We start from the raw sequence: 26,649 nt of genomic DNA, 5'->3' as shown, positions 1-26,649 counted from the left end.
CCTCAAATGTATTTTGATGCCGAAAGCACAAACCGCGCAATCATCGCCTCCATCTGGAGATCGCTTGTTGCACCCTCTGATATCCGGAAGTCAGCCTCACCGACATGATCGATCAACTCCACTTTGAGTAGCCTGTCAATCTCAAGTGCAAGGATATGCCGGTAACACCTGGCAAGGATTTCATTTGGTGCAATTCCCCTTTCCCTGGTTAGGGAGGAGAGATGCCGTTCTGCGCGCTCAAAATCGCCCGACAAAGAGAGGCTGATGAGATCCGCTATCTCTTCGGGACGGGCATTCTGGGTAATCCCATAGACCTCCTCTTCAGAAATAGTTGCTGTGACAACTGCTGCTCCCTGGAGTGCATTCACGGCTTTTCTCATATCACCCTGCGCGACATACACAATGGCATCTTCTCCATCCGGGGTCAGGGTCAGGCCTTCCCTGCCTGCGATCCTGCGGATCTCTTCTTTTATATCGTCACCGGTGAGTGGTTTGAACCGGTAGAGGGCACATCTGCTCTGGATGGGATCGATGATCTTTGACGAGTAGTTGCAGGAGAGGATAAAACGGCAGCTCTCTGCATAATTTTCCATGGTTCTCCGCAATGCTGCCTGTGCATCCGGTGTCAGCGCATCGGCTTCGTCAAGGAAGAGAACCTTGAAGGTGGCAGAACCGATCGGCTGGGTTCGTGCGAACTGCTTTATCTGGTTCCTGACAACGTCGATTCCCCGTTCGTCGGAGGCATTCAGTTCGCGGAAGTTCATCCTCCAGTCCTCGCCGAAGAGCTCGCGGGCAAGCGCCACAGCCGCCGTCGTCTTCCCGACACCCGGGCTTCCGGTGAAGAGGAGGTGGGGGAGGCTGCCTCGTTTGACATAACTCTGCAGGCGCTCGACGATATCTTTGTGACCCACCATATCAGCCAGGCTGGAAGGGCGGTACTTCTCGATCCAGATCCCGTGGATATCCTCCATACATGATCATTGGAACTCACCTGATGAAAAGTATACTACTTATCGATATGCTCTTGAGATACCCGGTAGACAAGTATGCTGCAATGGGATATGGAACAGATCCCGTCAGTTGGATCTTTGCTGATGAGTGCCATCGGGCAGTACGGAGAGAAGAGGGTTTTGTCACCCCAACGAAGGCTGTACTGAACCGGCTTTTTATGATAGGCGTACTGACTGAAGTGCATGTCCAGTCAAGCAGATCGGTTGAGGCACGGGTGAGCGATCCAACAGGTGGGTTGAATGTTACGGTAAACCGTTCCTGTCCGCTTGTTGCTGACCTTCTTGCAGCAACCCCGCCCCCTGCATTCGTCGCACTCGCCGGAGAGCTTGCGCAGCGCGGCAGAGAGGAGATCATCATCATCGCAGACGCCCTCCAGATCGTCGAACGATCAGACCGTGACCGGTACCTGCACCTCTGCGCGGAGGATACCATCCGAAGGCTTGAGCTGGCAGGCGATCTGACTGAAGAGCAGGTGGCAATTGCCACCATGGTGAAAAGGGCACTTGAAGTCGCGGGAAAGAGCAAAGAGAACCTTCCCGTTGCCGCAGATCCCAGAGAGCAGATGATACAGATCATCCACGCACAGTCCGGATCAAACGGGGCACTGGTTGCCGATATCTTCAGTGCCGCATCTGATGCCGGAATAGGAGATGATCAAACAAAAACCATTCTGACAGAGCTCCTTGAAGAAGGAGAATGTTACATGCCGACAAACGACATTATCCGTCTTTTATGAAACCCCGATTCATCCCGGAAGGCCCGGCACTCCTGGTGACAGGGGAGATGCGGGTGCTTGTTCTCGCTGACATTCATCTTGGTGTCGAAAGTGCGCTTGATGCTGCAGGATGGCATCTGAAAAGCAGTACAGAAGAAAGGCTCTCCCGTATCATAGCATGCATCGATACAACAGATCCGGATCTGGTAATTCTTCTTGGAGACCTGAAGCATTCTGTTCCCCGCATAACCTGGCAGGAGCATACGGAACTTCCAGGTGTGCTCAATACCATCAGAAAGAGGGTGCCAATTGGGCTTCTCCCCGGAAACCATGATGTCGGGATCGAACGCTACATGGAAGAGGGAGAGCTGCTTCCAAAGAACGGGGTTGTCATCGATGGCACAGGCTATCTCCACGGCCATACCTATCCGTCTCCTGATCTTGCCGGACACCTGATCGTCTCCGGCCATCATCATCCGGTGCTCCACCTCTATGATGAGGTTGGGTGTTCGCTCAGGGGAAGTCCTGCATTTCTCCTGGCCGAAGTGGATGAAGCAGTACTCAGGATGAAGCATGCAAAAAGACCAACCCGGCTTCTCCTTATGCCTGCGTTTTATGAATATGCAGGTGGAATCGATATCAGAACACTACCGGAAAGCGGCATCTCCCCGCTTTCACGGAGCATCAGGATAGATACCGCAGAAGTGTTTCTCAGCGATGGAACCTACATCGATACACTCGAATCCCTCAGATCTGATCAGAATACCGGACCAGCTCGACGAACGGATTAGAGCTTTGCTTCAGAAGCGCGGGTTTACTGATCTCTCCGAGATCCAGCTCCGTGCGATCCCGCCGCTCCTCTCGAAAGAGCACCAGATCCTGATTGCCCCGACCGGAACCGGTAAGACCGAGAGCGCAATGCTTCCGGTCTTTCATGCTCTTCTCAATAGTGAGCGAAAGGATGGTTTTTCAGCCCTCTATATCACCCCTCTCCGGTCCTTAAACCGCGACATGCTCCACCGCCTCACCTGGTGGTGCAGAGAACTCGGGCTGACGGTTGGCGTGCGGCACGGCGACACAACACCTGCTGAACGAAGGAAGCAGGCACTGAAGCCACCCGATCTCCTGATTACGACACCGGAAACCATCCAGTCAATGATGATGGGCCACCGGCTGCGGAAGCATATGGCTGGTATCAGGCATGTGATCGTTGATGAGATCCATGAGCTTGCAGATGGAAAACGCGGAGTACAGCTTGCTATTGCACTTGAACGAATTGTCGAGCATGCGGGTGAGTTCCAGCGGATTGGCATTTCTGCAACAGTTGGAAACCCAGAGACCGTGGGATCATTTCTCTGCGGAGAGAGGCCATTTGGCATCATCGAGGTCCCGGTTGCATCCAGGCTCTCACTGAATGTGATCTATGCGGGAGATCGTTTTGAGGATCAGGTGAAGAGAATAGAGCAGGAGATAGAGAAGAAGAGATCGACACTTGTTTTCGTCAATACCAGGTCTGTTGCCGAGGCGATTGGCCACCATCTCATCCATCGGGGGGATCTGGAGGTGCATCATGGATCGCTCTCAAAAGAGGTCAGGATTGATGCAGAGGAGCGGTTTTCAAAAGGAGAGATCAGGTGTCTCGTCTGCACAAGTTCGATGGAACTTGGGATCGATATCGGCCATATTGAGCATGTGATCCAGTTTGGATCTCCCCGTGATGTCTCCCGCCTGATCCAGCGTGTGGGCAGAGCCGGCCACCGCCTTGACCAGATCTCCCGGGGCACAATTCTTGCGACAGGATTTGACGACCTCCTCGAATCGCTCGTGATTGCTGATCGGGCAATCCGGAACAAAACCGAGGAGCTGGCACCCCCTCTCTGCCCGGCGGATGTGATCGCAAACCAGGTGGCGGCAATTGCAGTTGAACGGGGAGAATTTGAGATAGAGCGGATCCGATCTATTTTAAAGAGAGCATGGCCTGTTGCATCCTGTGGCGACCTCCTTGATGCCTGTATTGCCAGGATGGAGGAGCACCGCCTGATCAAAAAGGATGATGCGCACCTGATCAGGACAGGGAGAGCCCGGAAGTACCTCCAGACCAACCTCTCGATGATTACAGATGAGCGAAAGTTCCGTATCCTTGATTATGTAACGAGAAAGACAATCGGAACCCTTGATGAGTCGTTTGTTGTCGGGTGGATTCATACGGGTGCAGTCTTTATCACACGGGGCAGGCTCTGGCGGGTGCTTGAGGTGCTTGAGGATATGGTAACAGTTGAACCAGCACCCCGCAGTGTCGGTGAACTCCCGTCCTGGGAGGGGGAACAGATCCCGGTTCCATTTGAGATTGCCCGGGAAGCAGGTGCGCTCAGGAGAGTGCAGAATTTCAGTGATTATGGGGCAGATGAAGAATCAACAGAGTACTGCAAACGGATTCTTCGGGAGATGGAGAAGAACAGGACGCCGGTTCCAACTGACAGGCTTGTGATGCTTGAGCATACGAAAGAAGGCGTCATCATAAATATTTGTGGGGGGCATAAGGCAAACGAGGCTCTCGGGCGTGCTCTCTCAATTCTGATCTCCGCCAGGTTTGGGACAAGTGTTGGCATTGAAGTGAATGCCTACCGGATATTCCTCCGCCTCCCAAAGAGCGTTGGCACAGTTGATGTCCAGGAGATCCTCTCCTCGCTTGAGGCGGATCATATCGGGGGGATCCTCAGGATAGCGATGAAGAGGACTGCCCTCTATAAATGGAAGCTTGTTGCTGTTGCAAAGAAGTTCGGTGCAATTGATGCGGATGCTGAATATGAGAAGATAAGCATTCATCGTCTGAGCGAACATTTTGACGGAAGTGTCATTGAGAGAGAGGTGTACCGGGAGCTCTTCAGCAGGTATATGGATGTCGCAATTGCCGGGAGGCTCATCTCTGAGATCCGCTCTGGATCAATTGAAGTCGGTACAGGCGCACTTTCTCTACTTGGAGCTGAAGGGCTCTTCAGTTCGCGTGATTTGATTGCTCCGCCGGATATGGATCAGGCAGTGATCGCACAGCTGAAGAGGCGGCTGAATGCGCAGGAGGTGATACTGGCCTGTATGCACTGCCGGAACTGGAAACAGCGGACAATTGTTGAACGGGCACCAGACCGGCCGGAGTGCCCGAAGTGCGGAGCCCGCCTCGTTGCCGCACTGAAGCCATATGAAGATGAGAATTACCGGGTTGCACGGAAGAAGAAGAAAACCCCTGAAGAGAAGGAGGTTGAGATGCGCATGCTCAGGTCTGCAAATATGGTTCTCTCAAGTGGGAAAAAAGCGATTGTCGCACTTGCGGGACGGGGTGTCGGCCCTGAAGCGGCATCACGGATACTGCATACGCATGCCGCAGGAGACGCATTCTATAAAGAGATCCTGAAAGCAGAGAGGAAATATATCATGACGCACCGGTTCTGGTGAGGCGAGCCTGCCGATTGGTTACGATAAACAATCGTTTGCAAAAAAAATTAGAGAATGTCTGCCAGGTGCTGTTCAAGAACACCAAGTCCGGCCCTGACATCCTGCAGGTTCTTTCCTCCTGTCAGGATAATCTTGCCTGAGGAGAAGAGAAGGGCTACGATCTTTGGATCCTCAATTCTGTAGACAAGGCCCGGAAACTGCTCAGGTTCATACTCGATATTCTCAAGCTGAAGGGTGATGACGACTTTATTCAGGTTGATTGGTTTTCCCATGTCATACGAGCAGACGATATTGGTTATTTTGACATCCGGCTCTGCATGGGTTTCCACACCAGCACCATTGAGCGATTGAATGATCAATGCAAGCCCGCGGTCGAGATCACCTTCGTTTTTGATACCGGTCAGGACAACTTTGCCGGAGGAGAAGATGAGTGAGGCCATCTTTGGATCTGTGATCCTGTAGACCGCACCGGGAAACCGTTTGGTATTGAGCTCACATCCTTCAATATGCTCAGATATTGCCAAAAGATCAATAGTATCTGCAATCACTCCTGAAGCAACGATATTCTCTATCTTCAGGGAGTCGTACTGTTCATTGGTTTGATCTGCCATCCTCGTACATATGAAGTCTGGCATACCATAATAATGATGGAGAAAGATTTATGGCATCCAACGGGCGGGTGTTTTAAAGCCTGATCTGCATTTTATTTTACCATGCTATAAAAGACCTCGCGAGAGGAGAACACCCTCGTGACAGGTGCCAGTGATAGTGACAGTGACAGGTGCCAATGCTGTGCCGGCTGTTCCTATCGGCACACTATGCAACTATTGTACTTTATCTGCGCCACCCTATATGCGCCACCTGGTTTGGCTATGCCACGTATATTTACACAATTTTGCACATAATCACCATTTTCACCCCGGCCCCCGGATCAATTGTGGACATATTTATAGCCGATGAAATCATAGAGGTAAGAGCACAGGCGCGAGGGTTGCCGAGCCAGGTCAAAGGCGATAGGTTCAGGGCCTATTCACGTAGGTGTTCGCCGGTTCGAATCCGGTCCCTCGCATCTACATTTTCTATTGTTTACGTCTCCTTTCTCTTCTGAGTCTCTTTTGCGAATTTTGCTATGCCTTTCCAGCGTTTTCTCTCATATTGCACAAGTCCAATCTCCGCCTTCTCCTCTTCGAATGCAAGTTCCCGCATCAGGCGTTGATAGCTCTCAAGACGGGATGCTGAGAGGAGCCTGTTTTGTACTGCTGCCTTCACCGCACAACCCGGCTCCTCTTCGTGTTGGCAGTCTGAGAACCTGCATTCTTCTGCCAGTTCCAAAACATCCGGAAAGGTATCTGCGATACCAGCAGATGCACAGCCAATGCCAACCTCCCGCAGGCCGGGGTTGTCAATCATGAGTGCACCGCTCTTCAGGATGAATAGCTGGCGGACTGTCGTTGTGTGGCGGCCTTTTCCATCACTTTCACGGATGTGCGAGGTCTCCTGCACCGGATTATCCAGAAGACGATTTATGAGTGTTGATTTTCCTACACCTGACGATCCGATGAGGGCGATTGTTTTTCCTGGCAACAGATACGGGTCAAGGCCTTCAACACCCTTCCCACTCATCGCACTGATCGGAATAACCTGTACATCTGAAGAGATTGAAAGGATTTCATCAATCAGTATTGCCTGATCATCTGCAAGATCGGTTTTATTCAGCACAACAACCGGACAGACACCAGATGCATGGGCAATAACGAGGTAGCGTTCAATTCGGCGGAGATTAAAATCATGGCCTGCTGCGGTGACGATGAACACATAATCAATATTTGCAGCAATCACCTGATCGAAGCTCTCCCGGCCCGGTCTCCCCCTCGAAAACCGGGACTTTTGTGGGAGGATATCAACAATTGTCAGGGTTCCTGCCTCTGGCTGGCTAAACAGAACGACAAAATCCCCAACAGCAGGATACCGGCCAAGTTTACGCAATGCTCCGGATAGTCCGGCTGTGACCTGTCCATCTTTTATAAGCAGATCAAATACCGTTTTCTGCCGGCAGGCGACGCGGCCTGGGATATACGGCCCGTTATATTTTGAAAATGATCGTTCGAACTCTTCATTCCAGCCGATCTCTTCAAGGGTATTGAGATGTGGAGAATTGCATGAGGATGGTGATGTATTCATCGAATGACCAGTAATCTTTCAACTAGATTGATTGAGAAGCGCAATGTGCTTTGTGGTAGTACTATGAGACGAAATACGTTTTTTTCTATGGAAGCAGATCCCAATAGCCTGTATAACAGCGATGGTGTGCAATCGAACTAAAACATGAGGGAATTGTAATATCATTCAATACAATAACTACCATATGCACGTTACGAAAAAAGATCTGATCATCATCGCAGGAAGCATCATTGTCATTCTTGTCAATATCTACAGCATTGCAACAGGAGTCACCGGGATTGGATTCTATATCTCGGTGTTTGCAATACTCGTATTCTCTATTCTCCTCATCAATACCTTATTCAGGGTAACAAGACAGGCAGAGAAGTAGTGTTACAGCACTTTTTTTTCCACACCCTGTGTTGTTAATTACAGGAGAGCCACTTAGCAGAATGATCTTAATTGCCCCATTCGTTGCAAGTCCGGCACGGGCATGGGTGCAGGCGAGGATGAAGGAGTATTTGGAACCGGGGGAGGAAATATTCAACACACCACCCCCGCTCCCAACCTTTCAGACGCTGGGAATTCTTATCATCCTCAATTGCAGATCTGGTTACCATGAAGAGAGAGCTATGCAGTTTCCTTACTGGGATCATTATAATCGGACTGGTCGCTGCTGCCGGGTGTGCAAGCGAGCAGGAGCAGCCGGGAGCACCGGTGGATTGGGACGGACCAGACCCTCTTCTGGACCATGAGGTCACCTTTGGTTATGCTCCCGGAGTGGTGCAGGCGGATCTGGTTGTCAGGGGCAGAACCGATCTGCCGGATGGCTCAATAGTCATAGTCGAGATGAAAGATAATTTCCTCCCGGCTACAATACCGGATGAGCCAACAGTCATGCCTGATGGACGGGTGATCACCATCACTGAAACAGGAACAGTCACAACACGTGAAGTCAGGGTATCAGATGGAGCTTATCAGGCGACATTCACTATCATAGACATCCTCACCGGCGACGAGTTCTGTATCCGGGCAGGATATTATCCGGTGCAGGGAGGGGAGCCGCGTTTTCTGGACAATGAGGTGTGCGTGAGGAAATAATACCCTGTTTTCAGGCCATTTATTTCCAATTTATTCTTTTTTTAAATAATGGAGCCCGGAGAAGCACCAGACCGCATCCACATGAGAACCCCGCAGAGGTATTTCTGCGGGAAACGCGACAAGAGTCTGCAGATGCAACAGACTTCACCACTTTCCTGCGCAATCATCAGGATAGCATGGGCATCAGATAATACCCAATCAGGATGATATGGAGCAGGAGGAAGAGATATACTGCTTTGAATGTGATCTTCTGCGTCTTATGGCGGAAAAATCTCATCCCTGCAAGCGCACCAATCGGGCCGACAAAGGCATAGATGAGCAGCCGTTTCTCACTCGTCCTCCATGAATTGTTCCTTGCCTTCAGCTTGTCATCTGCGAATGTGAAGAACGAGAAGATATTCAGCACCGCGTAGAGAAGCAGGTGGAGCAGGATAGGATCAGTCTGTGGCATCGTCAGAACTCCTCAATGGTAGATATATGTGCTCTATCATACTATCAATACACATCCTGCATACGACAACACTCATCCAGCTCATCCCTTCTTCCGCATTGCCTTTCCGAACTTGAGCAGCCGATTTGTGCCAGACAGAAGTTTAGCTGCGATCAGTTCGTCAACGAGTATCTTTGCAATTGAAGGATCAAGATGAATCGTACATCCTTCACTCCCATCATCTGCGGGTATCGAAAAGCAGGCAATCTCCCTGCTGAGATCGATCAGGGATACTGACTCATTGTGTGCAACAATCGTCATAATCATCGCCAGAATCTGGCGCTTCAGATAATAGTTCTCCAAAAACGTGTCCCTTGAAGCATCATCAACAGAAAGAGATGAGATGATATCGGGGATTGCATGCATCTCATCACAGAGGTAGAGTGCAGGATCTGTATTGACAGTACATTCTGATGAGACATAATACTCTTTTCTGAATGTCGGATTATATGCTTCTGTTCGTTTTCTCAGCTCCGGGGAGTCGGGATTAAAACTGCTTGTATAGAGAAGTGATCCCGGATCAACAGTCATATCGAGACGATAGCCATCGGGAGAATCAACAACCACGTGGTTTTCCCTGAAGATTATATCAATCGGTATCCAGACATCATACTCGCCTGGATCAAAAAAGAGTGCTTCTGCATCTCCCTGAGGACGGGACAGGAGTGCCATTATTGCCTTCTGCACCTGATCTTTGGTATAGACAACATCCCCGATCGTTTTGTTCATCAGCAGTTCTTCCAGTTTTACCAGTGTCCTCTGTAGAAGGTCGAGTTGTTGTTCAAAAACCCGAAGATCCGTTTCGGAACAGGGATACGGCAGGGGACTGCCATCACCCTGGCTTGCAGCATAGTCACCGGCTACAGCCGACAGCCACGAGATGTACCCGTCAAGAGAGCAGGTTATAACCGTCTCTGCAGTGGAATACCCGCGATTGCTCTTCTTTGCACGAACACCCCTCTCTTTCAGATACTCTAGAAATACACTGGCGTCCTCTTCAGAGTGAAAGATGAGTGTCTCTTCAAGAATCATAGCAGTACAATTGGCACCGGGCGTAATGAATGCTCCATTCCTGACCTGGTCCTGATCTGGTCGCAGCGCAAACAACCTGTTTTGGGAGAAGATACACATACATGGCACCAATACTGAATCCAGTAAGCTGCCAGCTCCACCAAAAAGCGTACTTTTTTATCAGAAAAAGTCAATCCATCTCGTATGACAGAGATCCCACAGGGCCCGTTCTGCCAGAGCTGCGGCATGCCGATGAGTGAAGAAGAGCACTTCGGAACAGAAAAAGACGGCTCAAAGTCAGAAGAGTATTGCAGTTACTGCTACCAGGACGGAGCATATATTGATGACACAATTACCCTGGAAGAGATGATTCAATTCTGTTCGCAGCAGATCAGTGATATGGGCATTATGCCGTATGATGAGGCAAAGGAGATGACAGGGAAGTTCCTCCCGGAACTGAAGCGGTGGAAAAAGTAAAGTCTTTTTTTGCTGAAAATACGTTTTGAGAAGAGCATGTAACAAAAGACTTGTTATTCAGTATTATCTGGATGATAATCGGGTGCAGGCTCCTGGAGCAGCGCCTGCTCGGGCACATATGCTGCAGGAGGTTCAATTCCAAGATACTCCCTGTAAATCCGCTCTTTATACTCTACGCCGATCTCGTTTACTGCTGTAATAAAAGCATTGTAAGTACCAGCACCCCCAATCATATTCCAGAATTCTTCACCAATCAGCACCACGTGATCCTGCTTCATATCAAACCACCTGGCAGGGAAACTCCATGAATACTGCTCACGTGCTCCATAGGGATTATAGGGGAGTGCAAAAAAGGCTCCATCAACCACTTTTGGTTCCATACAGCACAATTTTAAGATTTTTTCTTTGCTCACTTTCGTCTGATCACTATTTGGCATCGGTGCCTTTAATTCAAAGGCATACCGCTTGTTTGTCACCTGATTTTCAACATAGAGATCGCATACCACCGCTGTATGGATGAGTTCACCAGTTCCTTCTCGTATATATGATAGTTCTCTCTTCCAGTCCGGAAGAACTTTGCTTGTTCCTCTTGCCGAATGCTCCAGCCTGTTCAGTACCTCTGCAATTCGTTGGAGCTGGCCTTTTGGCACATAGCCATCAATACGATAGCCCATCTCTGCATAGCCCAGACCATGTGTTGCCGCAACGACTGCCAGTTTCTCCCAGACTTTTCCAAACGGTGTGACAAACCTGCGTTCGAAATGAGATCCTTTAAAGATTTCATCAGGCACAAGCGCCGCATATAAAGGTTTTTTTGAGAGGTGTTCCTCTTTTAGAAACGGATCAGTATAGAGAACATTCTCCATAACCCGATCCATTAATTCCATAATGACTGACTGAATCGCTTGTTTCATCTCCTGTGATTCATCCATCAATTGTACCTCAATTCATGCTTTACGCCAGATAAAAATAGATTCAAAGAACTCACTTGAACGCCTGCCGGTCCTACGGTTGACATGCCGTTCTATCACATTTTCCACTTCAACATCCAGTGATGCAGCGATATCACCATAGAGATTATCCCTGTCATTGGCAACAACGATTAATCTTCCATCTTCATGCACTGAATGAAGAATCCGCCTGAATACATCGATGATGTCCTTCTGGTATGCTTCTTTTGCAGACATACTCTTTCCATTGGATGCAGGGCCGATTTCACACTCCCTTTTATCTTCAAGACCGAGGAGATTATACGCATACGTATGCTGCTCATGATAATCTATTAATCCAACATATGGTGGACTTGTTATAACCCCATCAACCTCTGGAAAGTCGACTTTCCGACAATCATCATGATATACAGCCACGCTTGCATCAGTTCTCAGAGAGGCAAATTCAGATACACGCTTAATCGTATCGTGACTATATCGTTTTATAAATTTGAAAGCTTCCTGTGTCGGCTGGCAGATCCGGTTATGTTTATAACAATGGTACGGCTCGTTTACCGGATTCTTTGGAAAATCCAGGTCAAAATGTGTTGTTAGCCGTGCTGATCTGGCAGAACGGCAGAGTATGATTTTGAGTAGATCTTTATATTGATAATCCCCGGATTCGATAAAATATCGATAGGTGAGCAGCTCCTCACGAGCTTTTGGTGCAAACCACCTCTCAAGATACTCGTTGTTCGTATCGGAGAGATATGGACCTTGCGTACACCCAAACCACAACCGACTCTGTGCTGAATCCACCTGGGTCGCCGCTTGAACCTTATTCAGTATATCAAGGACTTCACGTTTCATACTCAGCAGATCATAATCCTGTGTCTTTGCCCGGGCAAGGAGAACATTAAATGCAGAAATATCAAACCCGATTGAGTTGATGCCAAGCTCATGTGCCTGTACAAGTGTCGTTCCTGATCCAGAGAATGGATCAAGGACTGTCTCTCCTCTGGAGAAGTACTTTCTGAGAAATATTTCCACAAGCTGGGGTATGTATTTACCAAGATAGGGGTGCAGGCGGTGAACATGCTTTGTCCGTTCCCTTTCAGGAAGCTCTTTTTCGGTCCAGTTCATGTTCAGGCACTCAAGAGGGGTGTTGGCTGTCACATCATGAGATCTGGTTGGCGTCTGCTCAATTGAATAAATTTTAACCCGTTTCTCCTCATTTGTGAGCAACATTGAAAGTCCTGTGTATTGATTCTGTTTTATACCTGGTTTGATTCAATAGTAAGATGTCACCGATAAAATACATATTGATCCACTACGTAAGCCCCGCTCGTTTTTGATGATTACGAGAGGAATACGTCCTCGACAAATACCAATATCTTTTTTAATCCAAACAGACGAGAATACCATATGACCGGGAGAAAACCATTTCAGATCATTCTGACAGCGGTAATCCTCTTTCTCTTCTGGATCATCCTCTCAGGATATCTTGACCCGGTACATCTCGGGATGGGCATCATCGCATCATCGCTTATCGCCTGGTTCTTCCCGGTTATTCAATCAGTTGAAACAAGGCAGGGCATCCGGGAATATGGAGTCTTTCTCCTCCACCTGATCCCATACATCCTCAGGCTCCAGGTTGAGATCATCAGGGCAAATATCGAGGTTATATGGATAACCCTCCACCCAAACCTTCCGATCTCACCTGCAGTCAGAAGATTCAAAACCGATCTCACTTCCCCGACAGCCCTGACCACATTTGGAAATTCGATAACGCTGACACCGGGAACCCTCACCCTCGACATCAACAGCAGTGGCGATACATTCATCCACTACCTCAAAAAGCCTGATCCCGGTCAGCAGAAGACCACCGAGATCAGGGATGCGGTTGCAACACTCTTTAGCGGAGGTAACAAATGGAAACAGTCCTGATAATCTCTGCGGTTATTCTTGGGATCGCCGCACTCCTCTGCCTCTACAGGGTTGCAGAAGGCCCAACCCTCCCTGACCGTATTATGGCAATCAATGTCATCGGAACGACAACCGCAGTCATGCTCGTCATCATCGCCACCTATATCGGCCAGCCCTTCATCGTCGATATCGCCCTCACGTATGCACTGCTTGGTTTTCTTGTGACAATTGTTGCATCACGCTACCTGACAACCGGGAGGATCTTCTCATGATCGCGCCTGTTACGATCATTGCTGCAACGCTCCTCCTTGCAGGCAGCTTTTTTTTTTAGTCGGATCAATCGGCATCATCAGGTTTCCTGACTTCTTCTGCCGTCTCCATGCAACAACAAAGTGCGATACACTTGGACAAACCTGTATTCTTCTTGGAATAGCCCTCATTGAAGGCTTCAGTCTCCTGTCTGTAAAAGTACTTGCAATAGCAGTCTTCCTCTTCATCTCAAGCCCGACAGCCGCCCAGTCACTCTCAAAAGCTGCATACTGGTCAGGAATCAGGCCGGAAAACCTTGGTGAAACTGATGAGTATGCAGACACCCTGGAGGAGAAGAGATGATCTGGTTTTTAAACGGGGCACTCCTCCTTGCTTTAATCGTCCTTGCCATCTGGGCTCTCAGGAGCAGAGATCTCCTTGTTGCCGCCATGATCCTCTCGGTATACTCGTTTCTGATGGCGATCATCTATGCCCAGCTCAACTCTCCAGACGTAGCACTGACTGAAGCAGCCATTGGTGCAGGGATAACAACCGCCCTCTTCATCCTCGCCATCAGGATGACTGCCAGGATGGAGGAAGAGACTGACGACAACAAAATCAGGATCGGACCCCTTGTGGTTGTTCTGACAGTCGGGGCAATTCTAGCCCTTGCAGCTGCAGGGATGCCCGCATTCGGAAGCCCGGACTCTCCTGGTGCAACAGTAACCGGGAACCCCTACATCGAGGAAGGGCAGAAGATCATGGGTGTTTCGAATGTGGTCACCTCAATTATTGCATACTTCCGGGCTTTTGATACGCTTGGTGAAGTGACTGTTATCTTTGCTGTTGGGATCATCATCATCGGCCTCTTCATACAAGGCAGGGTCAGGAGGGATGATTTTGAGTAGCGATATCATCGTCAGGACAGTCTCCCGTCTGATGGTTCCGTTCCTCCTGCTGTTTGGAGCCTACGTGATGCTGCATGGGCATGCCGGGGCAGGAGGTGGCTTCCAGGCAGGAAGCATCATTACAAGCGCTCTTATTCTGGCAGCAATCGGCATGGGTATCAACGAGGTGAGGCGATTTGCACAACGGCGGAGGCTCTGGATAATTGGGAGTGCGGGATGCCTGATCTTCATCCTGACCGCAGTTCTCGCACTCCCTGCCGGTGGAAATATCTTTGAGTATGGCACGATTCCCCTGCCATACCGCCCGGATGCGATTCACGCAATAGCAATCACACTTGTCGAGATAGGAATCGGTCTTGCCGTCTTCTCGATCGTCTTTCTTATAATCCTCGCAATTGCCGGGGGTGAAGAATGAACTACCTTGATCCCGGGTTCATTCTGGGCCACTACAACTACTGGGTCTCAATCGTGCTCATCATGATCGGCCTCTATGCGATGATTGCAAAGCGAAACCTCATTAAAAAATTTATTGGCCTGAATATCATAGAGACCGCGATCTTCCTCTTCTATATCTCGCTTGGGGATGTGGAAGGGGGGGTTGCGCCGATATTTCCAAAAGATGCAATTGATCTTTCCCAGGAGACCATACTCTATGCAAATCCACTCCCCTCAGCAATGATGCTGACTGCAATTGTTGTCACCCTCTGCATGACGGCACTTGCCCTCTCCTTTGCCGTCCTGATTTACCGGCAGTATGGAACACTTGATGCACGGAGGCTGATGGAAGAGTTATGAGCGCCATTACCCTGCACCTTCCGATCCTGATCGTATTGATCCCGTTTGTTGCCGCATACCTGCTTCCGGTGATCAGCTACTTCATCGAGGGATGGGCACGGAGAATAACACTCATTGCAGTGGGTGGAACGCTCCTCTCAGCACTCATGCTCCTCGCAGAAGTGGCAGCATCAGGACCTGTCACATACCATCTCTCGGGCATTGCACCACCGCTTGGCATCGCCTTTGAGACAGACTATCTCGGAATCACAATCTCGGTAGTGATCCTGGCAATAGGATTGCTGACGATCCTGTATGCACAGGATCCAATCACAGAGATCGGGGGAAGAAAAACAGTATTCTTCTACACGGCAATCCTCCTTGCAGTCGGCGCAATGCAGGGGATTGTCATCTGTGCCGATATCTTCACCCTCTTTATCCTCCTTGAGATCCTGGCAATTGCAATGTATGGGCTTGTTGCCCTTGGAGGAGACGGCCGGGGACTCCTTGCAGGATACAAGTACCTCCTGATCGGATCTGCCGGATCGGCATTCATCCTTATTGGAATCGGGTTTCTGTATATCAGCACCGGAACGCTGAACATGCAGCTTATGGCAGAGATTCTGCCTCCAATCAGCAGCTCATGGACGGTGCTTGCAGGCATTGCCCTCCTCATTGCCGGGCTCAGCACCAAGACCGGCCTCTTCCCACTCCATATCTGGATGCCTGATGCCTATGCGTATGCACCCTCAATTGCACCCGTCATCTCAACACTCGCACTGAAAGCAGGGCTTGTCGCCCTGATCCGGATCATCTATACCGTCTCAGGCCCCGTCATTACCGTAGACCAGGTCCCGCTCCAGTCAATCCTTGCACTCCTTGGTGCGCTTGCTATTGTTGTCTGCTCCATCATGGCAATCCGGCAGATCGATATCAGGAAGATGTTTGCCTATTCGTCTGGTGCAAATATCGGTTGTGTCGTCCTTGGCATGAGTATCGGGACACTTGCCGGACTGGAAGGTGCAATCCTTTTAATCATCACCCATGCACTTGCAAAAGCCTGTCTCTTTCTCTGTGCAGATGTACTCCTGATACAGGCCGGTATCAGGACCATCTTCCAGTTTCGGGGCCTTGGCCAGACGATGCCCTACACGATGGGAGCCTTCTCGATGGCTGCGATATCAATCATCGGCATACCGTTATCAGGGGGTTTTATGAGCAAAGTCTATGTCGCAAATGCGGCTATTGATTCGGGACTCTGGATATATGCCGGAACAATCCTCTTCTGGACACTTCTTACAGCACTCTACTTCTTCAGAATCATAAACAGCGCATACTTCGATGAACCCGATCAGAGAACCCGTCCCCATGATCCCCGCAGAATGAATCTCATACCTATCATGACACTCGCTGTTGCCTCAATTCTGATCGGGTTCCTTGTAGAGATTCCAATGGATCTCATCAGGCCCGCGGCGATGCTGTTGCTCCCGGGGGGTGGAATATAATGCCCGAGATCATACACTCGGCTGTTCCCGCTTATACCATCCTTATATCCTTTGGAGCAGCCGTAATCACAGCACTCCTCGGCAACAGAATACGGTACCTGAATGAGGGAATCACCCTTGCTGCGGCCTTTATTAAATTCGGACTGGTCTTTCTCCTCTATCTCTCCATTACCGCAGGAGCAGTCTACCTCTTCGATCCCGTCAACCTCCTGCCGGGTGTCCCTTTCTCACTCAAAGTTGATCTCTTTGGCATCTATTTTGCGTTCCTCTCATCCCTCCTCTGGATAGTGACATCCATCTACTCAATCGGGTATATGCGGTCTCTCAATGAACCGAACCAGACCCGGTATTACCTCTCCTTTGCCGTCTGTGTCGGCTCAACCGTTGGTATCGCCTTTTCAGGCAACCTGCTCACATTCTTCATCTTCTATGAGCTCCTCACCTTTGCAACCTACCCGCTTGTTGTGCATAACCAGACACCCGAGGCAATGGCGGCAGGCAGGAAATACCTTGCCTACCTGATGAGCGGCGGGATCATCCTCCTCTTTGGCATTATCCTCACCTATACCCTGACCGGAACACTTGACTTTGCAGACGGAGGCATTCTTGCAGGATCAGCTGCCCCGGATATCCTCAGGATGCTCTTCTTTATCTTCATGATCGGCGTTGGAGTCAAGGCGGCGATCATGCCGCTTCACGGCTGGCTCCCTGCCGCGATGGTTGCCCCGACACCGGTATCTGCACTTCTGCATGCGGTGGCTGTTGTCAAGGCCGGAGCATTTGGCCTGCTTCGCGTTCTCTTCTTTGTGTTTGGCATTGAACTTGTCAGGGAGATCGGTGTCGCACCATTTCTTGCAGCTGCAGCTTCAATCACCATTCTGGTCGCATCCATAATCGCACTCTCGCAGGACAACCTGAAGATGCGGCTCGCCTACTCGACTGTAAGCCAGCTCTCCTATATCGTCCTTGGTGCTGCACTCCTGACTCCGGCAGCTCTTGAGGGAGCTATTGTCCACCTGATGAACCAGGCATTTATGAAGATTACGCTCTTCTTCTGTGCAGGAGCAGTCTTTGTTGCAACAGGAAAGAAGCTGATCTCCGAGATGAAAGGTCTTGCAGATGAGATGCCCTATACATGGGCAGCCTTTACCATTGCCGGACTTGGCATGATAGGCATCCCCTTAACGGCTGGTTTTATCACCAAATGGTTCCTCATATCAGGATCATTTGAGGCTGAAGCTCCCATCTTTGTCCTCATACTGCTGACAAGCGCTCTTTTGAATGCAGCGTATTTCCTCCCCCCGATATACCATGCCTACTTCCCGGCAGAACATGGAAGGGATCGACCGGAGATAAGACTGACCTGGCTCATCAGGGGCCCGTTAATCTTCACTGCAATCGTCGTCATACTCTTTGGGATCTTTACTTTTTCACCATTCTTCCCGCTTGATCCCGCAAGAGATATTGTGCAGCAGATACTCGCCGGGTACGCATTGCCATGACAGAAGAAGTCATCAAAACCACCAATACCATACCGTCACCCATTCGTCTGCATCAGGGGCAGAAGAGTTGAATCAGAGCAGGGGAATCAGTGTAAAGAGCACCAGGTACATGCCAAGGACGAGTGTGATCAGGAGGATGCCTCCCTCAATGGTCGAGAGATAGTCGATTTTGCTCTTGTGACGAAGCGATACTGAGGAATGTTTCTTCTGGAGGTACTGATCAGCTGATCCCGTCGCCTGCTGAATCCTTGTGAGGAGATCAACTCCTACCAGGTGGGAGAAGCGAAGAATTGCTCCTGTTGATCGTTTGTACCATGCATCAGGAGAGATGGCAGACGGAATCTGCTTCTCCCAGTGGAACCATCCAAAGATGACATAGGCAACAAAGATACCAAGGCCGACCAGGATCTCAAGGCCGGCCATACCGAGGGTATATGACGTATAAACCGCAGATCCCCCGGCTCCAAGGTATCCGGCGAGGTATTCGATGCCCGGAATGGAAAACGGAAAGACGGCAGCAGCAGGAAGAATCAGGCTCATTCCAAGGCCTGGAAAGAGGCCAAGGAGGATGATTGGGATCATCAGCCCCACAAGTCCTGCAGTCACGAGGAGGGGTGTTCTGCCAGTATAACTAACATGTGCCTTCTTTTCACCAAAAAACGTGAAAAGAAGCAGCTTTCCAGTTGATGCAACAGTCCCTCCACAGGCGATGATGAAGATAGCCTCTGCAGGAAGGAGAAGTAATCCCCCGAGAGCCTGGGCATCCACCAGGGCATGGTGGATAAACGCCTTGCTGACAAACCCGTTGAATCCCGGAACGCCTGAGATGGCAAAGACACCAACAGCCATTGCAATACCTACAAAAGGCATGCTCCTGAAGAGCCCGCCAATACGGTACATATTCAGCTCCCCGGTCCTGAGAAATACTGCACCGACTGACAGGAAGAGGAGGGCTTTGAAGAGTGCATGGTTCACCAGGTGATACAGTCCTCCCGCATACCCGGTAGCGCCTGCCTCGCCAAGATAGAGCCCGCAGCCGATTCCAAGGATAATAAAACCCATCTGGCTGATACTGTGGTAGGCAAGCATCCGTTTTGAATTTGTCTGCATCAGTGCGAGAAAGACCGCAAAGATCATGGTGATGAGGGCAATCCAGATCAGAAGGATGCCAGCTTTCGAGTTGAAGAGGGAGAGGGGTTCGAAGAAGCCGGTCGGCGCCAGAATAAAAAACGAGGTGATGATGATACCATATGCACCGACCTTAATCATCACTCCTGACAGAATAGAAGAAGCGGGTGTCGGTGCAGCCGTGTGGGCATCAGGCAGCCAGACATGGAGAGGATAGATACCAGCCTTCACACCAAACCCGATGATCATGCATACCGATATGAGCGCTGCCATCTCCTGTGAAAGTCCATAGACAGGTGCAACGGCAATTGAGCCGGTGACAGTATACAAAAGACCTATGCCTGCCAGGATGAAAAAGCCGCCAAACAGTCCGAGGAAGAGATATTTCCGTGCGGCAGCCAGGGATTCCTGGGTCTTTGCATGGTTGATGAGGATGAATGTCGAGAGTGTCAGGAGTTCAAAACTGGTATAGAGAGAGATGAAATCCCCTGCAATGAGAACGCCAAGCGTTGCAAACAGGGTAAAAAGCCAGAAGGAATAGAACCTGTTTGTCCGCTGTTCTTCAGGCATATACCCAAGTGCAAAGAGACCAGCACACATCCAGACAAAGATAGAGATGAGCAGAACCGTATAGGATAATGGAGTGAGTGCAAGAACCGGTGTATAGAAGAGGTGCTCACTCTCTATTGGAATGCGAATGGTGAGATTTGGTATCGCATAGGGAATGCCAAAGCCAATGATAGCAAACGTCAGAACACTGGTCACACTAACAGAAAAATCCCGAAGCCTGCTCGAATACCTCCCCAGACCATAGCAGGCGAAGGCACCAATAAAGGGAACTGCGAGTACCAGAAGGAGAATAAGTGCCTGTTGGGTTGCGAATGTCATCTGGATCCAACTCCTGATACCACGGTCTGAAGAGATCGGTATACTGAGAAATGTCTATTATACCGTTTTTGAATGGAAGACTCTTATATTTTGCCGCTTTTGGGATCTCCGATCAAAATCGGAATTTTTATATTTGTTCGTAAACAATAGAACAATCGTACAGATACGAACGAGATGAGTCCAATGAAAGCAAAAGCAGAGAAGATCGCAGATGGTGTCTACTGGGTAGGCACCCTTGACTGGGATATCCGAACCTATCATGGATATACCCTTGACGGAACCTCATACAATGCATACCTGGTCTTTGGAGAGAAGACGGTGTTGATTGACAACGTCTATCCTGGCCAGTCCCAGCAGATGTGGGGGCGGATTGCAGATGCCTGTGCCTCAGAAGGAAGGCCGGAGATGATAGACATTATCATCCAGAACCATGCGGAAAAAGACCATTCGGGAGCGCTTCCAGAGATCCATAAGAGATTCCCGGATGCACCAATTTACTGTACAGAGGTATGTCAGAGCGGTCTGCTCCGCCACTACAGCGGCCTGCAGGATGCAACCTTTTGCCATGTGAAGACCGGCGATACCCTTGATATCGGGGGCAAGACACTTGCATTTGTTCAGGCTCCGCTCCTCCACTGGCCTGATTCGATGTTTACGCTCTTTGTTGAAGATGGCATACTCTTCCCAAATGATGCATTTGCCCAGCACCTCTGTTGCACCGGACGGTATGACACAGACATTCCGGAGACAGTCCTGATGGATGCAGCACAGAAGTTTTATGCAAACCTGATCGTTCCCCTGACACCCCTCTTCCTGAAGAAAGCAGAGGAACTGACAGATCTTGACCTGCTGTCAAAGGTTAGGATGATAGCCCCTTCACACGGCCAGATCTGGACAGATCCATCGAGAGTAATCAATGGATATGTCGGCTGGGCAACCGGCCAATCCATGAAGAAGAAGGTAACAATCATCTATGATACGATGCATGGCTCAACTGCAAAACTTGCACAAGCCCTTGCAGAAGGCGTCATGGCAGGTGGAGCTGATGTCAAAATCTTTAACCTGCACAATGATGAGCGATCTGAGATCGTCAAGCACATCCTTGAGTCAAAAGCGATCATGATTGGTGTCCCGGCAATCAATGATATGCCCTATCCAAGTATCGGAGATCTCATCTACTATCTCAAAGGCCTCCATTTCGACAGGACCGGTGAGCGATTTGCATATACCTTCGGCTCAATGGGAGGACGTGGTGGAGCTGCCACCTTTGTTGCCCGGGAGCTGGCAGATGCAGGGTTTACCGGTACTGGAACACTTGAAGTCAGGTTTGTCCCTGATGAAGGCGAACTGGATGCTGCATTTGAAGCAGGACTTGAGATGGCAGAAAAGATTGCCTGATCAAAGATTGCCGGAATACAAACCCTCTCTTTTTTGATTCCATCCCCGGTTCTTCTCCCGGAGTGGAACTGAGGGCTCTTTCGCCATCTTCAAGTAACCTGAAGACAACCATACCGCCATGCGTATCCTGCTTGTTACCGGCACCCAGACTGAAGTGATGGTCAGGGAAGCTGCCGTTGAATCCGGCCATTCGTGCGATGTGGTTGTGATCGGAGAAGTGGCATCTTTTATATCTCCTGAGCGGCTCATCACGCTCGTCAATTCCCAATCATATGACTTTGTAATCGTATCCGGGATGTGCACAGCGGATTTCTCGTCTGTTGAAGCCAGAACAGGAGTTCCAGTCTATCTTGGACCACGGCATGCCGCTGATCTGGCAATGATTCTGCCGGGTGTCGGTCATATCCAGCTCTCAAGAACTATTCCTGCAGATGATCTCATTCTCCGGATGAAACGGGATCAGGCAATGGAGAGTCTTGCGTTACTTGAAGAGGAAGCAGAGCCGGACTTTTTCATCAGGGGACTGAAGGTAGGCGGCGGAAGCAGGATGAAAGTGGTCGCAGAGATCATGGATGCACACCGGCACCCCGATATCCGATCTGCTGTAGGCCGTTTCTTCGCATCCGGTGCCGATATCGTGGATCTCGGTTTTGGCTTTGATGCCACCCCTGATGATTGTATCTCCACGTTCGCAGCACTTGAGGGAATCGACCGGCCGCTTGCAGCAGATACACAGGACCCTGAGCTTATCAGGGCAGCGCTCCCGCGGGCTGATCTTATCCTCTCACTCCAGGAAGAGAACATTCCACTGGTTGGATCAGCAATTGCAGATGCGGGGGCTGCCGCAGTCGTTGTACCTGGCGAAGCAGGACTTGCTGCAAACCTGGATGCAGCACGAGCCTGCGGGATCGAGTGCATCATCGCAGATCCCATCCTCCCGCCAGCAGGATCCGGTCTTGTCAGGGCACTTGCAGGCTTTTCCACTCTTCAAACAGATGTGCCGATCTTCTTTGGCGCCGGAAATGTCGTTGAGCTTCTGGATGCCGACTCCCCGGGCGCAAATGCACTTCTTGCGGCTATGGCAGCCGAAGTTGGAGCTTCACTGATCTTTACAAGCGAACATTCAGACAAGACCAAAGGTGCAATCCAGGAGATGCGGAAGGCAACCATGATGATGAGCCTTATGCAGGAGCGGCCATACCCAAAAGACCTTGGAGTCGATCTCTTTGTCATTAAAGAGAAGCGAAGGCGAAACGAGCCACCAGTCACCTATACCACGCTCCTGGAGAATGAAGATGAAGATTATCCCCTGGTCTATGATCCAATGGGCAATTTCAGGATCGGGGTTGCAGACAACCAGATCATAGCTGAGCGAAAAGGTGTTGCCATCCGTGATATCGATGCAGGCAGGATTTTTTCTGCTATAGAGAGAAACGGCTGGGTATCACGCCTCGATCATGCGGCATACCTGGGCAGGGAACTCTATAAAGCCGAGCTTGCCATCAGGTTTGGACGGAGTTTTGAACAGGATGGCGAGTTTTAGGGATGAAGCATCGGGAGATACCCTCAAAAAACGCCAAACCAGATAGTAAACGATGCTACCACCATCAGGATAACAAGAATGGTGAGCATCTTAAAGACACAGGGGCTGCATATCCCGAATCTGCACCGCTCCTCATAAAGGTTATAGCACACCCTGCAGAGAGACCCTGAGCGCACCCCCGGATGATCTTTCTCATATAATGACCTGATCCTCCCCTCAATATTCTCTGAATGCCTGATTTGGTGCCACTCCTCTTCAGAGATACCGATAAAGAGATTACATGTTCCGCACTTGATCCAGATCTCATTATCTGAAGGCTGCTCAACATGTAGTGTGGGTTCACCACATTGAGGACAATGGAGATCAAGTGTATTCATGTCCACTTAAATTGATTAAGAAACATATAAATCTATTCATCAATCCTGTTGAACACAAAAAATGCGTCTCAGAGAGAGATGTCGTCCACTGAAACAAACCTTATTTCTTTTGAGAATAATCCACAATAGGGTTTGACGTGATCAAAGAGAGTTTCATAGAGAAGTTACTTGTAAAGCCGGGTAAATTGGTCAGTCTGACCGATTTTAATACCGGTTGGGCACAGACTGAAGAATTAAAGGGAGAAGGGAAGAATGCGGTAAAATCCAGGGCTGCAGATATTCTTGAGGAGAATAAGGAAGCGCTCACCTCAGCTCAGGAACTCCTCTGGGCTGATAACCGGTATGCAATTTTGGTCATCCTCCAGGGTATGGATACCTCTGGAAAGGACGGGACAATCAAACACGTGATGTCCGGAGTAAATCCACAGGGGTGCAGGGTCACGAGCTTTGGAGTTCCGACACAATATGAGCTGGATCATAGCTTTCTCTGGCGGTTCTGGAAAGCATTGCCACGGAGAGGTGAGATCGGAATCTTCAACCGATCCTATTATGAAGATGTCCTGGTTCCAAAGGTACACCCTGCTATCCTGGACGGCCAGCGTCTTCCACCCGGGTATGGAACTGAAGCGTTCTGGGATGCCAGGTATCGGGATATCGTTACATTTGAGCAGCATTTAATCGAAAATGGAACAATTATCCTGAAAGTTTTTTTCAATATCTCAAAGAAAGAGCAGAAGAACCGGCTGATCTCCCGGTTGAAGACTGAGAAGAAGCACTGGAAATTCTCACTTTCAGACCTCACAGAACGGCAGTACTGGGAGGTATACCAGGCGAGCTATGAAAAGGCATTTTATCGGACAAGTACAAACGAAGCGCCCTGGTACATTATTCCCGCAGATTATAAGTGGGTTGCACGCACCGTGGTTGCAGATCTGCTTGTCCGTACCATCAACCGTCTCGACCTTCGGTATCCCGAGACAACCAAAGAGCGTATGAGAGAACTTGAAGAAGCACTCATAAACCTTGAAAATGAGTGAGTGACAAATACGATAGCGTTCACAACGAGGAAAAAAGGACCTGCCTCACCCTCTTTTCTGCCTGCATCTCCGTATCTCTTCAAGATATGCCTGATCCGGCTGTATATCATATGCTTTCTCAAATGAGAGAAGTGCCTCGTCAAACTGGTTGAGTTCCACAAGAGCCCTGCCCCTCGCATACCAGAGCCTGTGCCTGTCAGGCTGGGCATCAAGGGCATGTTCAAGCGCAAGAAGCGCCTCATCAAAACGCCCGAGCCGCAGAAGTGCCTGTGCCTGCGTCTGCCAGGCAGAAGAAAACCCTGCATCAACCTCGAGAGCCTCCCTGCCTGAAGAGACAGCCTCTTCAAAACGGCCAAGCTGGTGAAGCAGGAGGGCACGTGCATTCCAGACAACAGCACTCCCGGCATTGATGGATAAGGACCTGTCAAATGATTCGAGTGCATCGTCAAAACGGCCCATGCTGCCAAGTATAGTGCCACGGATATACCAGGCGCTCGCATCACCGGGTGTCAGTTCCACCGCAGTATCAAGCGAGCCCAATGCATCCTTGTATCGCTGAAGACGATGGAGAACTGTTCCCTTGAGGATCCATGCATCTGCATAACCGGTATCCAAAGCAAGCGCCTTCTCAGCAGATGTCAATGCATTTGGATATCGCCCAAGCCTGCCCTGAATGACACCACGAAGATACCATGCCTTTGCATTATTCTGCTTATCCCTGATAGCCCGTTCAACTGATGAAAACGCATCCTGGTATTTTCCCATCTTGACCAGAAGCCGGGCATGTCCATACCATGCATCGGGGTCATCCGGATTCAGATCAAGCCAGCGCTCACAGGATGTCAGTGCATCCTCAAGCCTGCCAACCTGATACAGTGATGAAGCAAGCCCTCGTGCCAGCAGGGGATTATCGGGAGCACGCCGCAGCCCACGGGCATATGTTGCTATTGCCTCATCATATCTCCCAAGATCTGATAGTGCCGATGCATACCTGTATAATACCTCGGAATCGTCTGGATGTGAGTGAAGGAATCGTTCATAGGATGAGACTGCCTCTTCATACCGTCCAAGCAAAGACAGAAGATCACCCCTCTCAGCCCATCCATCAGGCTGATCTGGAGATACGGCACGGTCATAGACAGAAAGTGCATCTTCGGGGCGATCAGCCATCATAAGCAGCTCAGCATATAAAAAGAGGATCTCGGTATCATCACCCACCTCACCCCCGAGGGATCCAATGATATCAAGGGCCTGGTCTACATGTCCAAGTGCGATCAGGGAGTTTGTAAAGGCAACAAGTGCAGGCGTTTCCAGGAGAGCCGGATCCCCTGCTGAGCCAAATGCTGCAACCGCTTCGTCATGCATACCCAGGTGAGAGAGGAGCAATCCTTTGCTGGATGCAGGAAAGTCAGGCAGATGATTGTATGCATACAGCGCCTCATCAAGCCGGTTCAGCCCTTCCAGTCCCTTGCCGTAGAGCTCCCAGAGAACGGGATCGTCATAGCCGCTTCCAACCAGCTCTTCAAGAACAGCGACTGCTTCATCAAAGCGAAAGAGGAGAAGGAATGTTTTGGCAAGCCCAACACAAGACGTATAATCTGTCGGGTCAAGCCTGAGCGCCTCTTCAAAGGAGGAGAGAGCATCAGGTATCCTGCCTTCCAGGAGCTGTTGCTCACCTCTTTGCCGGAGGCCTTGTATAACTCCATCCTCGTCATCTGGTGGAGACATTTCGTCATGAGAAAAGAGAGATTCGTCAGACGAGAACCCCGTTTCAGGTATCAGGAGGTCTTCATCAATTGAATCTGAATCTGCAGATACAGCTTCATCCACCTCATCCGGCCATGGTTCCTGATGCGGGAGATCTGCTTCGTCTGAGAGATCAGGCTGATCGATGATATCATGCGCCTGCATGAAAAAATCATCCTCTGGAATATGATCTGTTTTTAGGAGATCCTCATCTGGAGGAGACGTTTCATCAGGAGGAGACGTTCCGTCATGAGAAAAGAGAGATTCATCAGACGAGAACCCCGTTTCAGGTATCAGGAGGTCTTCATCAATTGAATCTGAATC

General features: G+C 49.9%; 27 protein-coding genes and 1 tRNA gene. 18 read left to right on the top strand and 10 right to left on the bottom strand.

Annotation, left to right across the window (positions count from 1 at the left end):
* Positions 1-2 precede the first annotated feature (2 nt).
* Positions 3-971, bottom strand: coding sequence for a replication factor C small subunit (locus ABCO64_RS04490; protein WP_253456965.1), 969 nt, complete (start codon positions 969-971; stop codon positions 3-5).
* Between the two features lie 2 nt (positions 972-973).
* Here ABCO64_RS04490 and ABCO64_RS04485 point away from each other — a divergent pair, with 2 nt between their 5' ends.
* The 3 genes from ABCO64_RS04485 to ABCO64_RS04475 are packed head-to-tail and all read left to right on the top strand — an operon-like array spanning position 974 to position 5,176.
* Positions 974-1,747, top strand: a complete 774-nt coding sequence (locus ABCO64_RS04485; protein ID WP_253456968.1) for a hypothetical protein — start codon at positions 974-976, stop codon at positions 1,745-1,747.
* Entirely contained in the window at positions 1,744-2,517 is a 774-nt protein-coding gene (locus tag ABCO64_RS04480; protein ID WP_253456971.1) for a metallophosphoesterase, read from the top strand. The genes ABCO64_RS04485 and ABCO64_RS04480 overlap by 4 nt, the downstream gene beginning before the upstream one ends.
* On the top strand, positions 2,444-5,176 hold the full coding sequence (locus tag ABCO64_RS04475) for a DEAD/DEAH box helicase (RefSeq protein WP_253456973.1): 2,733 nt from the start codon (positions 2,444-2,446) through the stop codon (positions 5,174-5,176). The genes ABCO64_RS04480 and ABCO64_RS04475 overlap by 74 nt, the downstream gene beginning before the upstream one ends.
* Positions 5,177-5,223: 47 nt before the next feature.
* On the opposite strand, the gene ABCO64_RS04470 is transcribed toward ABCO64_RS04475, so the two are convergent.
* The gene (locus tag ABCO64_RS04470) at positions 5,224-5,787 is read right to left on the bottom strand and encodes a TATA-box-binding protein (RefSeq protein ID WP_253456976.1); all 564 of its coding nucleotides are present in this window, start codon (positions 5,785-5,787) and stop codon (positions 5,224-5,226) included.
* A gap of 373 nt (positions 5,788-6,160) precedes the next feature.
* Here ABCO64_RS04470 and ABCO64_RS04465 point away from each other — a divergent pair.
* Positions 6,161-6,245 (top strand) — tRNA-Leu (locus ABCO64_RS04465).
* 17 nt (positions 6,246-6,262) lie between these two features.
* Here the strand turns inward: ABCO64_RS04465 and rsgA are convergent.
* Positions 6,263-7,357: a ribosome small subunit-dependent GTPase A gene (gene rsgA / locus ABCO64_RS04460; protein ID WP_253457011.1), complete on the bottom strand. Its 1,095-nt coding sequence runs from the start codon at positions 7,355-7,357 to the stop codon at positions 6,263-6,265.
* Positions 7,358-7,541: 184 nt separating this feature from the next.
* Between rsgA and ABCO64_RS04455 the strand changes: the two genes are divergently transcribed.
* A complete protein-coding gene (locus ABCO64_RS04455) occupies positions 7,542-7,727 on the top strand; it encodes a hypothetical protein (RefSeq protein WP_253457014.1) in 186 nt (61 codons plus the stop codon).
* 227 nt (positions 7,728-7,954) lie between these two features.
* On the top strand, positions 7,955-8,437 hold the full coding sequence (locus tag ABCO64_RS04450; RefSeq protein WP_253457017.1) for a hypothetical protein: 483 nt from the start codon (positions 7,955-7,957) through the stop codon (positions 8,435-8,437).
* A 166-nt stretch (positions 8,438-8,603) separates the two neighbouring features.
* Here the strand turns inward: ABCO64_RS04450 and ABCO64_RS04445 are convergent, their stop codons facing one another.
* Both ABCO64_RS04445 and ABCO64_RS04440 read right to left on the bottom strand, forming a co-directional pair.
* A complete protein-coding gene (locus tag ABCO64_RS04445; RefSeq protein WP_253457020.1) occupies positions 8,604-8,888 on the bottom strand; it encodes a DUF1294 domain-containing protein in 285 nt (94 codons plus the stop codon).
* Positions 8,889-8,969: 81 nt separating this feature from the next.
* A complete protein-coding gene (locus tag ABCO64_RS04440; protein WP_253457023.1) occupies positions 8,970-9,959 on the bottom strand; it encodes a hypothetical protein in 990 nt (329 codons plus the stop codon).
* A 183-nt stretch (positions 9,960-10,142) separates the two neighbouring features.
* On the opposite strand from ABCO64_RS04440, the gene ABCO64_RS04435 reads away from it, so the two are divergent.
* Positions 10,143-10,415: a zinc ribbon domain-containing protein gene (locus ABCO64_RS04435; RefSeq protein ID WP_253457026.1), complete on the top strand. Its 273-nt coding sequence runs from the start codon at positions 10,143-10,145 to the stop codon at positions 10,413-10,415.
* Between the two features lie 53 nt (positions 10,416-10,468).
* On the opposite strand, the gene ABCO64_RS04430 is transcribed toward ABCO64_RS04435, so the two are convergent.
* Together ABCO64_RS04430 and ABCO64_RS04425 are read right to left on the bottom strand one after the other, a co-directional pair.
* Positions 10,469-11,347, bottom strand: a complete 879-nt coding sequence (locus ABCO64_RS04430; RefSeq protein ID WP_253457029.1) for a TdeIII family type II restriction endonuclease — start codon at positions 11,345-11,347, stop codon at positions 10,469-10,471.
* Positions 11,348-11,362: 15 nt separating this feature from the next.
* Positions 11,363-12,592: a DNA methyltransferase gene (locus ABCO64_RS04425; protein WP_253457032.1), complete on the bottom strand. Its 1,230-nt coding sequence runs from the start codon at positions 12,590-12,592 to the stop codon at positions 11,363-11,365.
* Positions 12,593-12,769: 177 nt separating this feature from the next.
* Here ABCO64_RS04425 and ABCO64_RS04420 point away from each other — a divergent pair, with 177 nt between their 5' ends.
* The 8 genes from ABCO64_RS04420 to ABCO64_RS04385 all read left to right on the top strand — a co-directional run bounded on the left by ABCO64_RS04420 (position 12,770) and on the right by ABCO64_RS04385 (position 18,208).
* A complete protein-coding gene (locus ABCO64_RS04420) occupies positions 12,770-13,291 on the top strand; it encodes a Na+/H+ antiporter subunit E (protein WP_253457034.1) in 522 nt (173 codons plus the stop codon).
* Positions 13,276-13,542, top strand: coding sequence for an MrpF/PhaF family protein (locus tag ABCO64_RS04415; protein WP_253457036.1), 267 nt, complete (start codon positions 13,276-13,278; stop codon positions 13,540-13,542). Before ABCO64_RS04420 ends, ABCO64_RS04415 begins: the two co-directional genes overlap by 16 nt.
* A gap of 67 nt (positions 13,543-13,609) precedes the next feature.
* The gene (gene mnhG / locus ABCO64_RS10950) at positions 13,610-13,882 is read left to right on the top strand and encodes a monovalent cation/H(+) antiporter subunit G (protein ID WP_425463699.1); all 273 of its coding nucleotides are present in this window, start codon (positions 13,610-13,612) and stop codon (positions 13,880-13,882) included.
* Complete coding sequence (locus ABCO64_RS04405; protein ID WP_253457040.1) at positions 13,879-14,427, top strand: DUF4040 domain-containing protein; 549 nt, start codon at positions 13,879-13,881, stop codon at positions 14,425-14,427. The genes mnhG and ABCO64_RS04405 overlap by 4 nt, the downstream gene beginning before the upstream one ends.
* On the top strand, positions 14,420-14,842 hold the full coding sequence (locus ABCO64_RS04400; RefSeq protein WP_253457042.1) for an MnhB domain-containing protein: 423 nt from the start codon (positions 14,420-14,422) through the stop codon (positions 14,840-14,842). Before ABCO64_RS04405 ends, ABCO64_RS04400 begins: the two co-directional genes overlap by 8 nt.
* Positions 14,839-15,222 (top strand): cation:proton antiporter subunit C, encoded by a 384-nt coding sequence (locus ABCO64_RS04395; RefSeq protein WP_253457044.1) that lies wholly within the window; start codon positions 14,839-14,841, stop codon positions 15,220-15,222. Before ABCO64_RS04400 ends, ABCO64_RS04395 begins: the two co-directional genes overlap by 4 nt.
* A complete protein-coding gene (locus tag ABCO64_RS04390; protein WP_253457047.1) occupies positions 15,219-16,706 on the top strand; it encodes a proton-conducting transporter transmembrane domain-containing protein in 1,488 nt (495 codons plus the stop codon). Before ABCO64_RS04395 ends, ABCO64_RS04390 begins: the two co-directional genes overlap by 4 nt.
* Positions 16,706-18,208 (top strand): monovalent cation/H+ antiporter subunit D family protein, encoded by a 1,503-nt coding sequence (locus tag ABCO64_RS04385; RefSeq protein ID WP_253457049.1) that lies wholly within the window; start codon positions 16,706-16,708, stop codon positions 18,206-18,208. Before ABCO64_RS04390 ends, ABCO64_RS04385 begins: the two co-directional genes overlap by 1 nt.
* A gap of 72 nt (positions 18,209-18,280) precedes the next feature.
* On the opposite strand, the gene ABCO64_RS04380 is transcribed toward ABCO64_RS04385, so the two are convergent.
* Positions 18,281-20,224, bottom strand: coding sequence for a complex I subunit 5 family protein (locus ABCO64_RS04380; protein ID WP_253457051.1), 1,944 nt, complete (start codon positions 20,222-20,224; stop codon positions 18,281-18,283).
* Positions 20,225-20,407: 183 nt separating this feature from the next.
* Here ABCO64_RS04380 and ABCO64_RS04375 point away from each other — a divergent pair, with 183 nt between their 5' ends.
* A complete protein-coding gene (locus ABCO64_RS04375) occupies positions 20,408-21,622 on the top strand; it encodes an FprA family A-type flavoprotein (RefSeq protein WP_253457055.1) in 1,215 nt (404 codons plus the stop codon).
* 118 nt (positions 21,623-21,740) lie between these two features.
* The gene (locus ABCO64_RS04370; RefSeq protein ID WP_253457058.1) at positions 21,741-23,165 is read left to right on the top strand and encodes a dihydropteroate synthase-like protein; all 1,425 of its coding nucleotides are present in this window, start codon (positions 21,741-21,743) and stop codon (positions 23,163-23,165) included.
* A 23-nt stretch (positions 23,166-23,188) separates the two neighbouring features.
* Here the strand turns inward: ABCO64_RS04370 and ABCO64_RS04365 are convergent, their stop codons facing one another.
* The gene (locus ABCO64_RS04365) at positions 23,189-23,542 is read right to left on the bottom strand and encodes a hypothetical protein (RefSeq protein WP_253457061.1); all 354 of its coding nucleotides are present in this window, start codon (positions 23,540-23,542) and stop codon (positions 23,189-23,191) included.
* Positions 23,543-23,679: 137 nt separating this feature from the next.
* Here ABCO64_RS04365 and ABCO64_RS04360 point away from each other — a divergent pair, with 137 nt between their 5' ends.
* Positions 23,680-24,579 carry a PPK2 family polyphosphate kinase gene (locus ABCO64_RS04360; protein WP_343089227.1) on the top strand — a complete coding sequence of 300 codons (900 nt, stop codon included), beginning with the start codon at positions 23,680-23,682 and terminating at the stop codon, positions 24,577-24,579.
* Positions 24,580-24,624: 45 nt separating this feature from the next.
* Here ABCO64_RS04360 and ABCO64_RS04355 read toward each other — a convergent pair.
* Positions 24,625-26,649, bottom strand: a 2,025-nt coding sequence (locus ABCO64_RS04355; protein WP_343089226.1) for a tetratricopeptide repeat protein, incomplete at its 5' end; no start/stop codon positions are given.

This window comes from Methanocalculus natronophilus (assembly GCF_038751955.1).
Taxonomy (GTDB): domain Archaea; phylum Halobacteriota; class Methanomicrobia; order Methanomicrobiales; family Methanocorpusculaceae; genus Methanocalculus; species Methanocalculus natronophilus.
This window is presented reverse-complemented; position numbering and strand designations above follow the sequence as displayed.

Bases quoted from the DNA above. Each gene is read 5' to 3' on its own strand.
- ABCO64_RS04490 (WP_253456965.1), bottom strand. From the start codon at position 971: ATGGAGGATATCCACGGGATCTGGATCGAGAAGTACCGCCCTTCCAGC.
- ABCO64_RS04485 (WP_253456968.1), top strand. From the start codon at position 974: ATGATCATTGGAACTCACCTGATGAAAAGTATACTACTTATCGATATG.
- ABCO64_RS04480 (WP_253456971.1), top strand. From the start codon at position 1,744: ATGAAACCCCGATTCATCCCGGAAGGCCCGGCACTCCTGGTGACAGGG.
- ABCO64_RS04475 (WP_253456973.1), top strand. From the start codon at position 2,444: ATGGAACCTACATCGATACACTCGAATCCCTCAGATCTGATCAGAATA.
- ABCO64_RS04470 (WP_253456976.1), bottom strand. From the start codon at position 5,787: ATGGCAGATCAAACCAATGAACAGTACGACTCCCTGAAGATAGAGAAT.
- rsgA (WP_253457011.1), bottom strand. From the start codon at position 7,357: ATGAATACATCACCATCCTCATGCAATTCTCCACATCTCAATACCCTT.
- ABCO64_RS04455 (WP_253457014.1), top strand. From the start codon at position 7,542: ATGCACGTTACGAAAAAAGATCTGATCATCATCGCAGGAAGCATCATT.
- ABCO64_RS04450 (WP_253457017.1), top strand. From the start codon at position 7,955: ATGAAGAGAGAGCTATGCAGTTTCCTTACTGGGATCATTATAATCGGA.
- ABCO64_RS04445 (WP_253457020.1), bottom strand. From the start codon at position 8,888: ATGCCACAGACTGATCCTATCCTGCTCCACCTGCTTCTCTACGCGGTG.
- ABCO64_RS04440 (WP_253457023.1), bottom strand. From the start codon at position 9,959: ATGATTCTTGAAGAGACACTCATCTTTCACTCTGAAGAGGACGCCAGT.
- ABCO64_RS04435 (WP_253457026.1), top strand. From the start codon at position 10,143: ATGACAGAGATCCCACAGGGCCCGTTCTGCCAGAGCTGCGGCATGCCG.
- ABCO64_RS04430 (WP_253457029.1), bottom strand. From the start codon at position 11,347: ATGGATGAATCACAGGAGATGAAACAAGCGATTCAGTCAGTCATTATG.
- ABCO64_RS04425 (WP_253457032.1), bottom strand. From the start codon at position 12,592: ATGTTGCTCACAAATGAGGAGAAACGGGTTAAAATTTATTCAATTGAG.
- ABCO64_RS04420 (WP_253457034.1), top strand. From the start codon at position 12,770: ATGACCGGGAGAAAACCATTTCAGATCATTCTGACAGCGGTAATCCTC.
- ABCO64_RS04415 (WP_253457036.1), top strand. From the start codon at position 13,276: ATGGAAACAGTCCTGATAATCTCTGCGGTTATTCTTGGGATCGCCGCA.
- ABCO64_RS04405 (WP_253457040.1), top strand. From the start codon at position 13,879: ATGATCTGGTTTTTAAACGGGGCACTCCTCCTTGCTTTAATCGTCCTT.
- ABCO64_RS04395 (WP_253457044.1), top strand. From the start codon at position 14,839: ATGAACTACCTTGATCCCGGGTTCATTCTGGGCCACTACAACTACTGG.
- ABCO64_RS04390 (WP_253457047.1), top strand. From the start codon at position 15,219: ATGAGCGCCATTACCCTGCACCTTCCGATCCTGATCGTATTGATCCCG.
- ABCO64_RS04385 (WP_253457049.1), top strand. From the start codon at position 16,706: ATGCCCGAGATCATACACTCGGCTGTTCCCGCTTATACCATCCTTATA.
- ABCO64_RS04380 (WP_253457051.1), bottom strand. From the start codon at position 20,224: ATGACATTCGCAACCCAACAGGCACTTATTCTCCTTCTGGTACTCGCA.
- ABCO64_RS04375 (WP_253457055.1), top strand. From the start codon at position 20,408: ATGAAAGCAAAAGCAGAGAAGATCGCAGATGGTGTCTACTGGGTAGGC.
- ABCO64_RS04370 (WP_253457058.1), top strand. From the start codon at position 21,741: ATGCGTATCCTGCTTGTTACCGGCACCCAGACTGAAGTGATGGTCAGG.
- ABCO64_RS04365 (WP_253457061.1), bottom strand. From the start codon at position 23,542: ATGAATACACTTGATCTCCATTGTCCTCAATGTGGTGAACCCACACTA.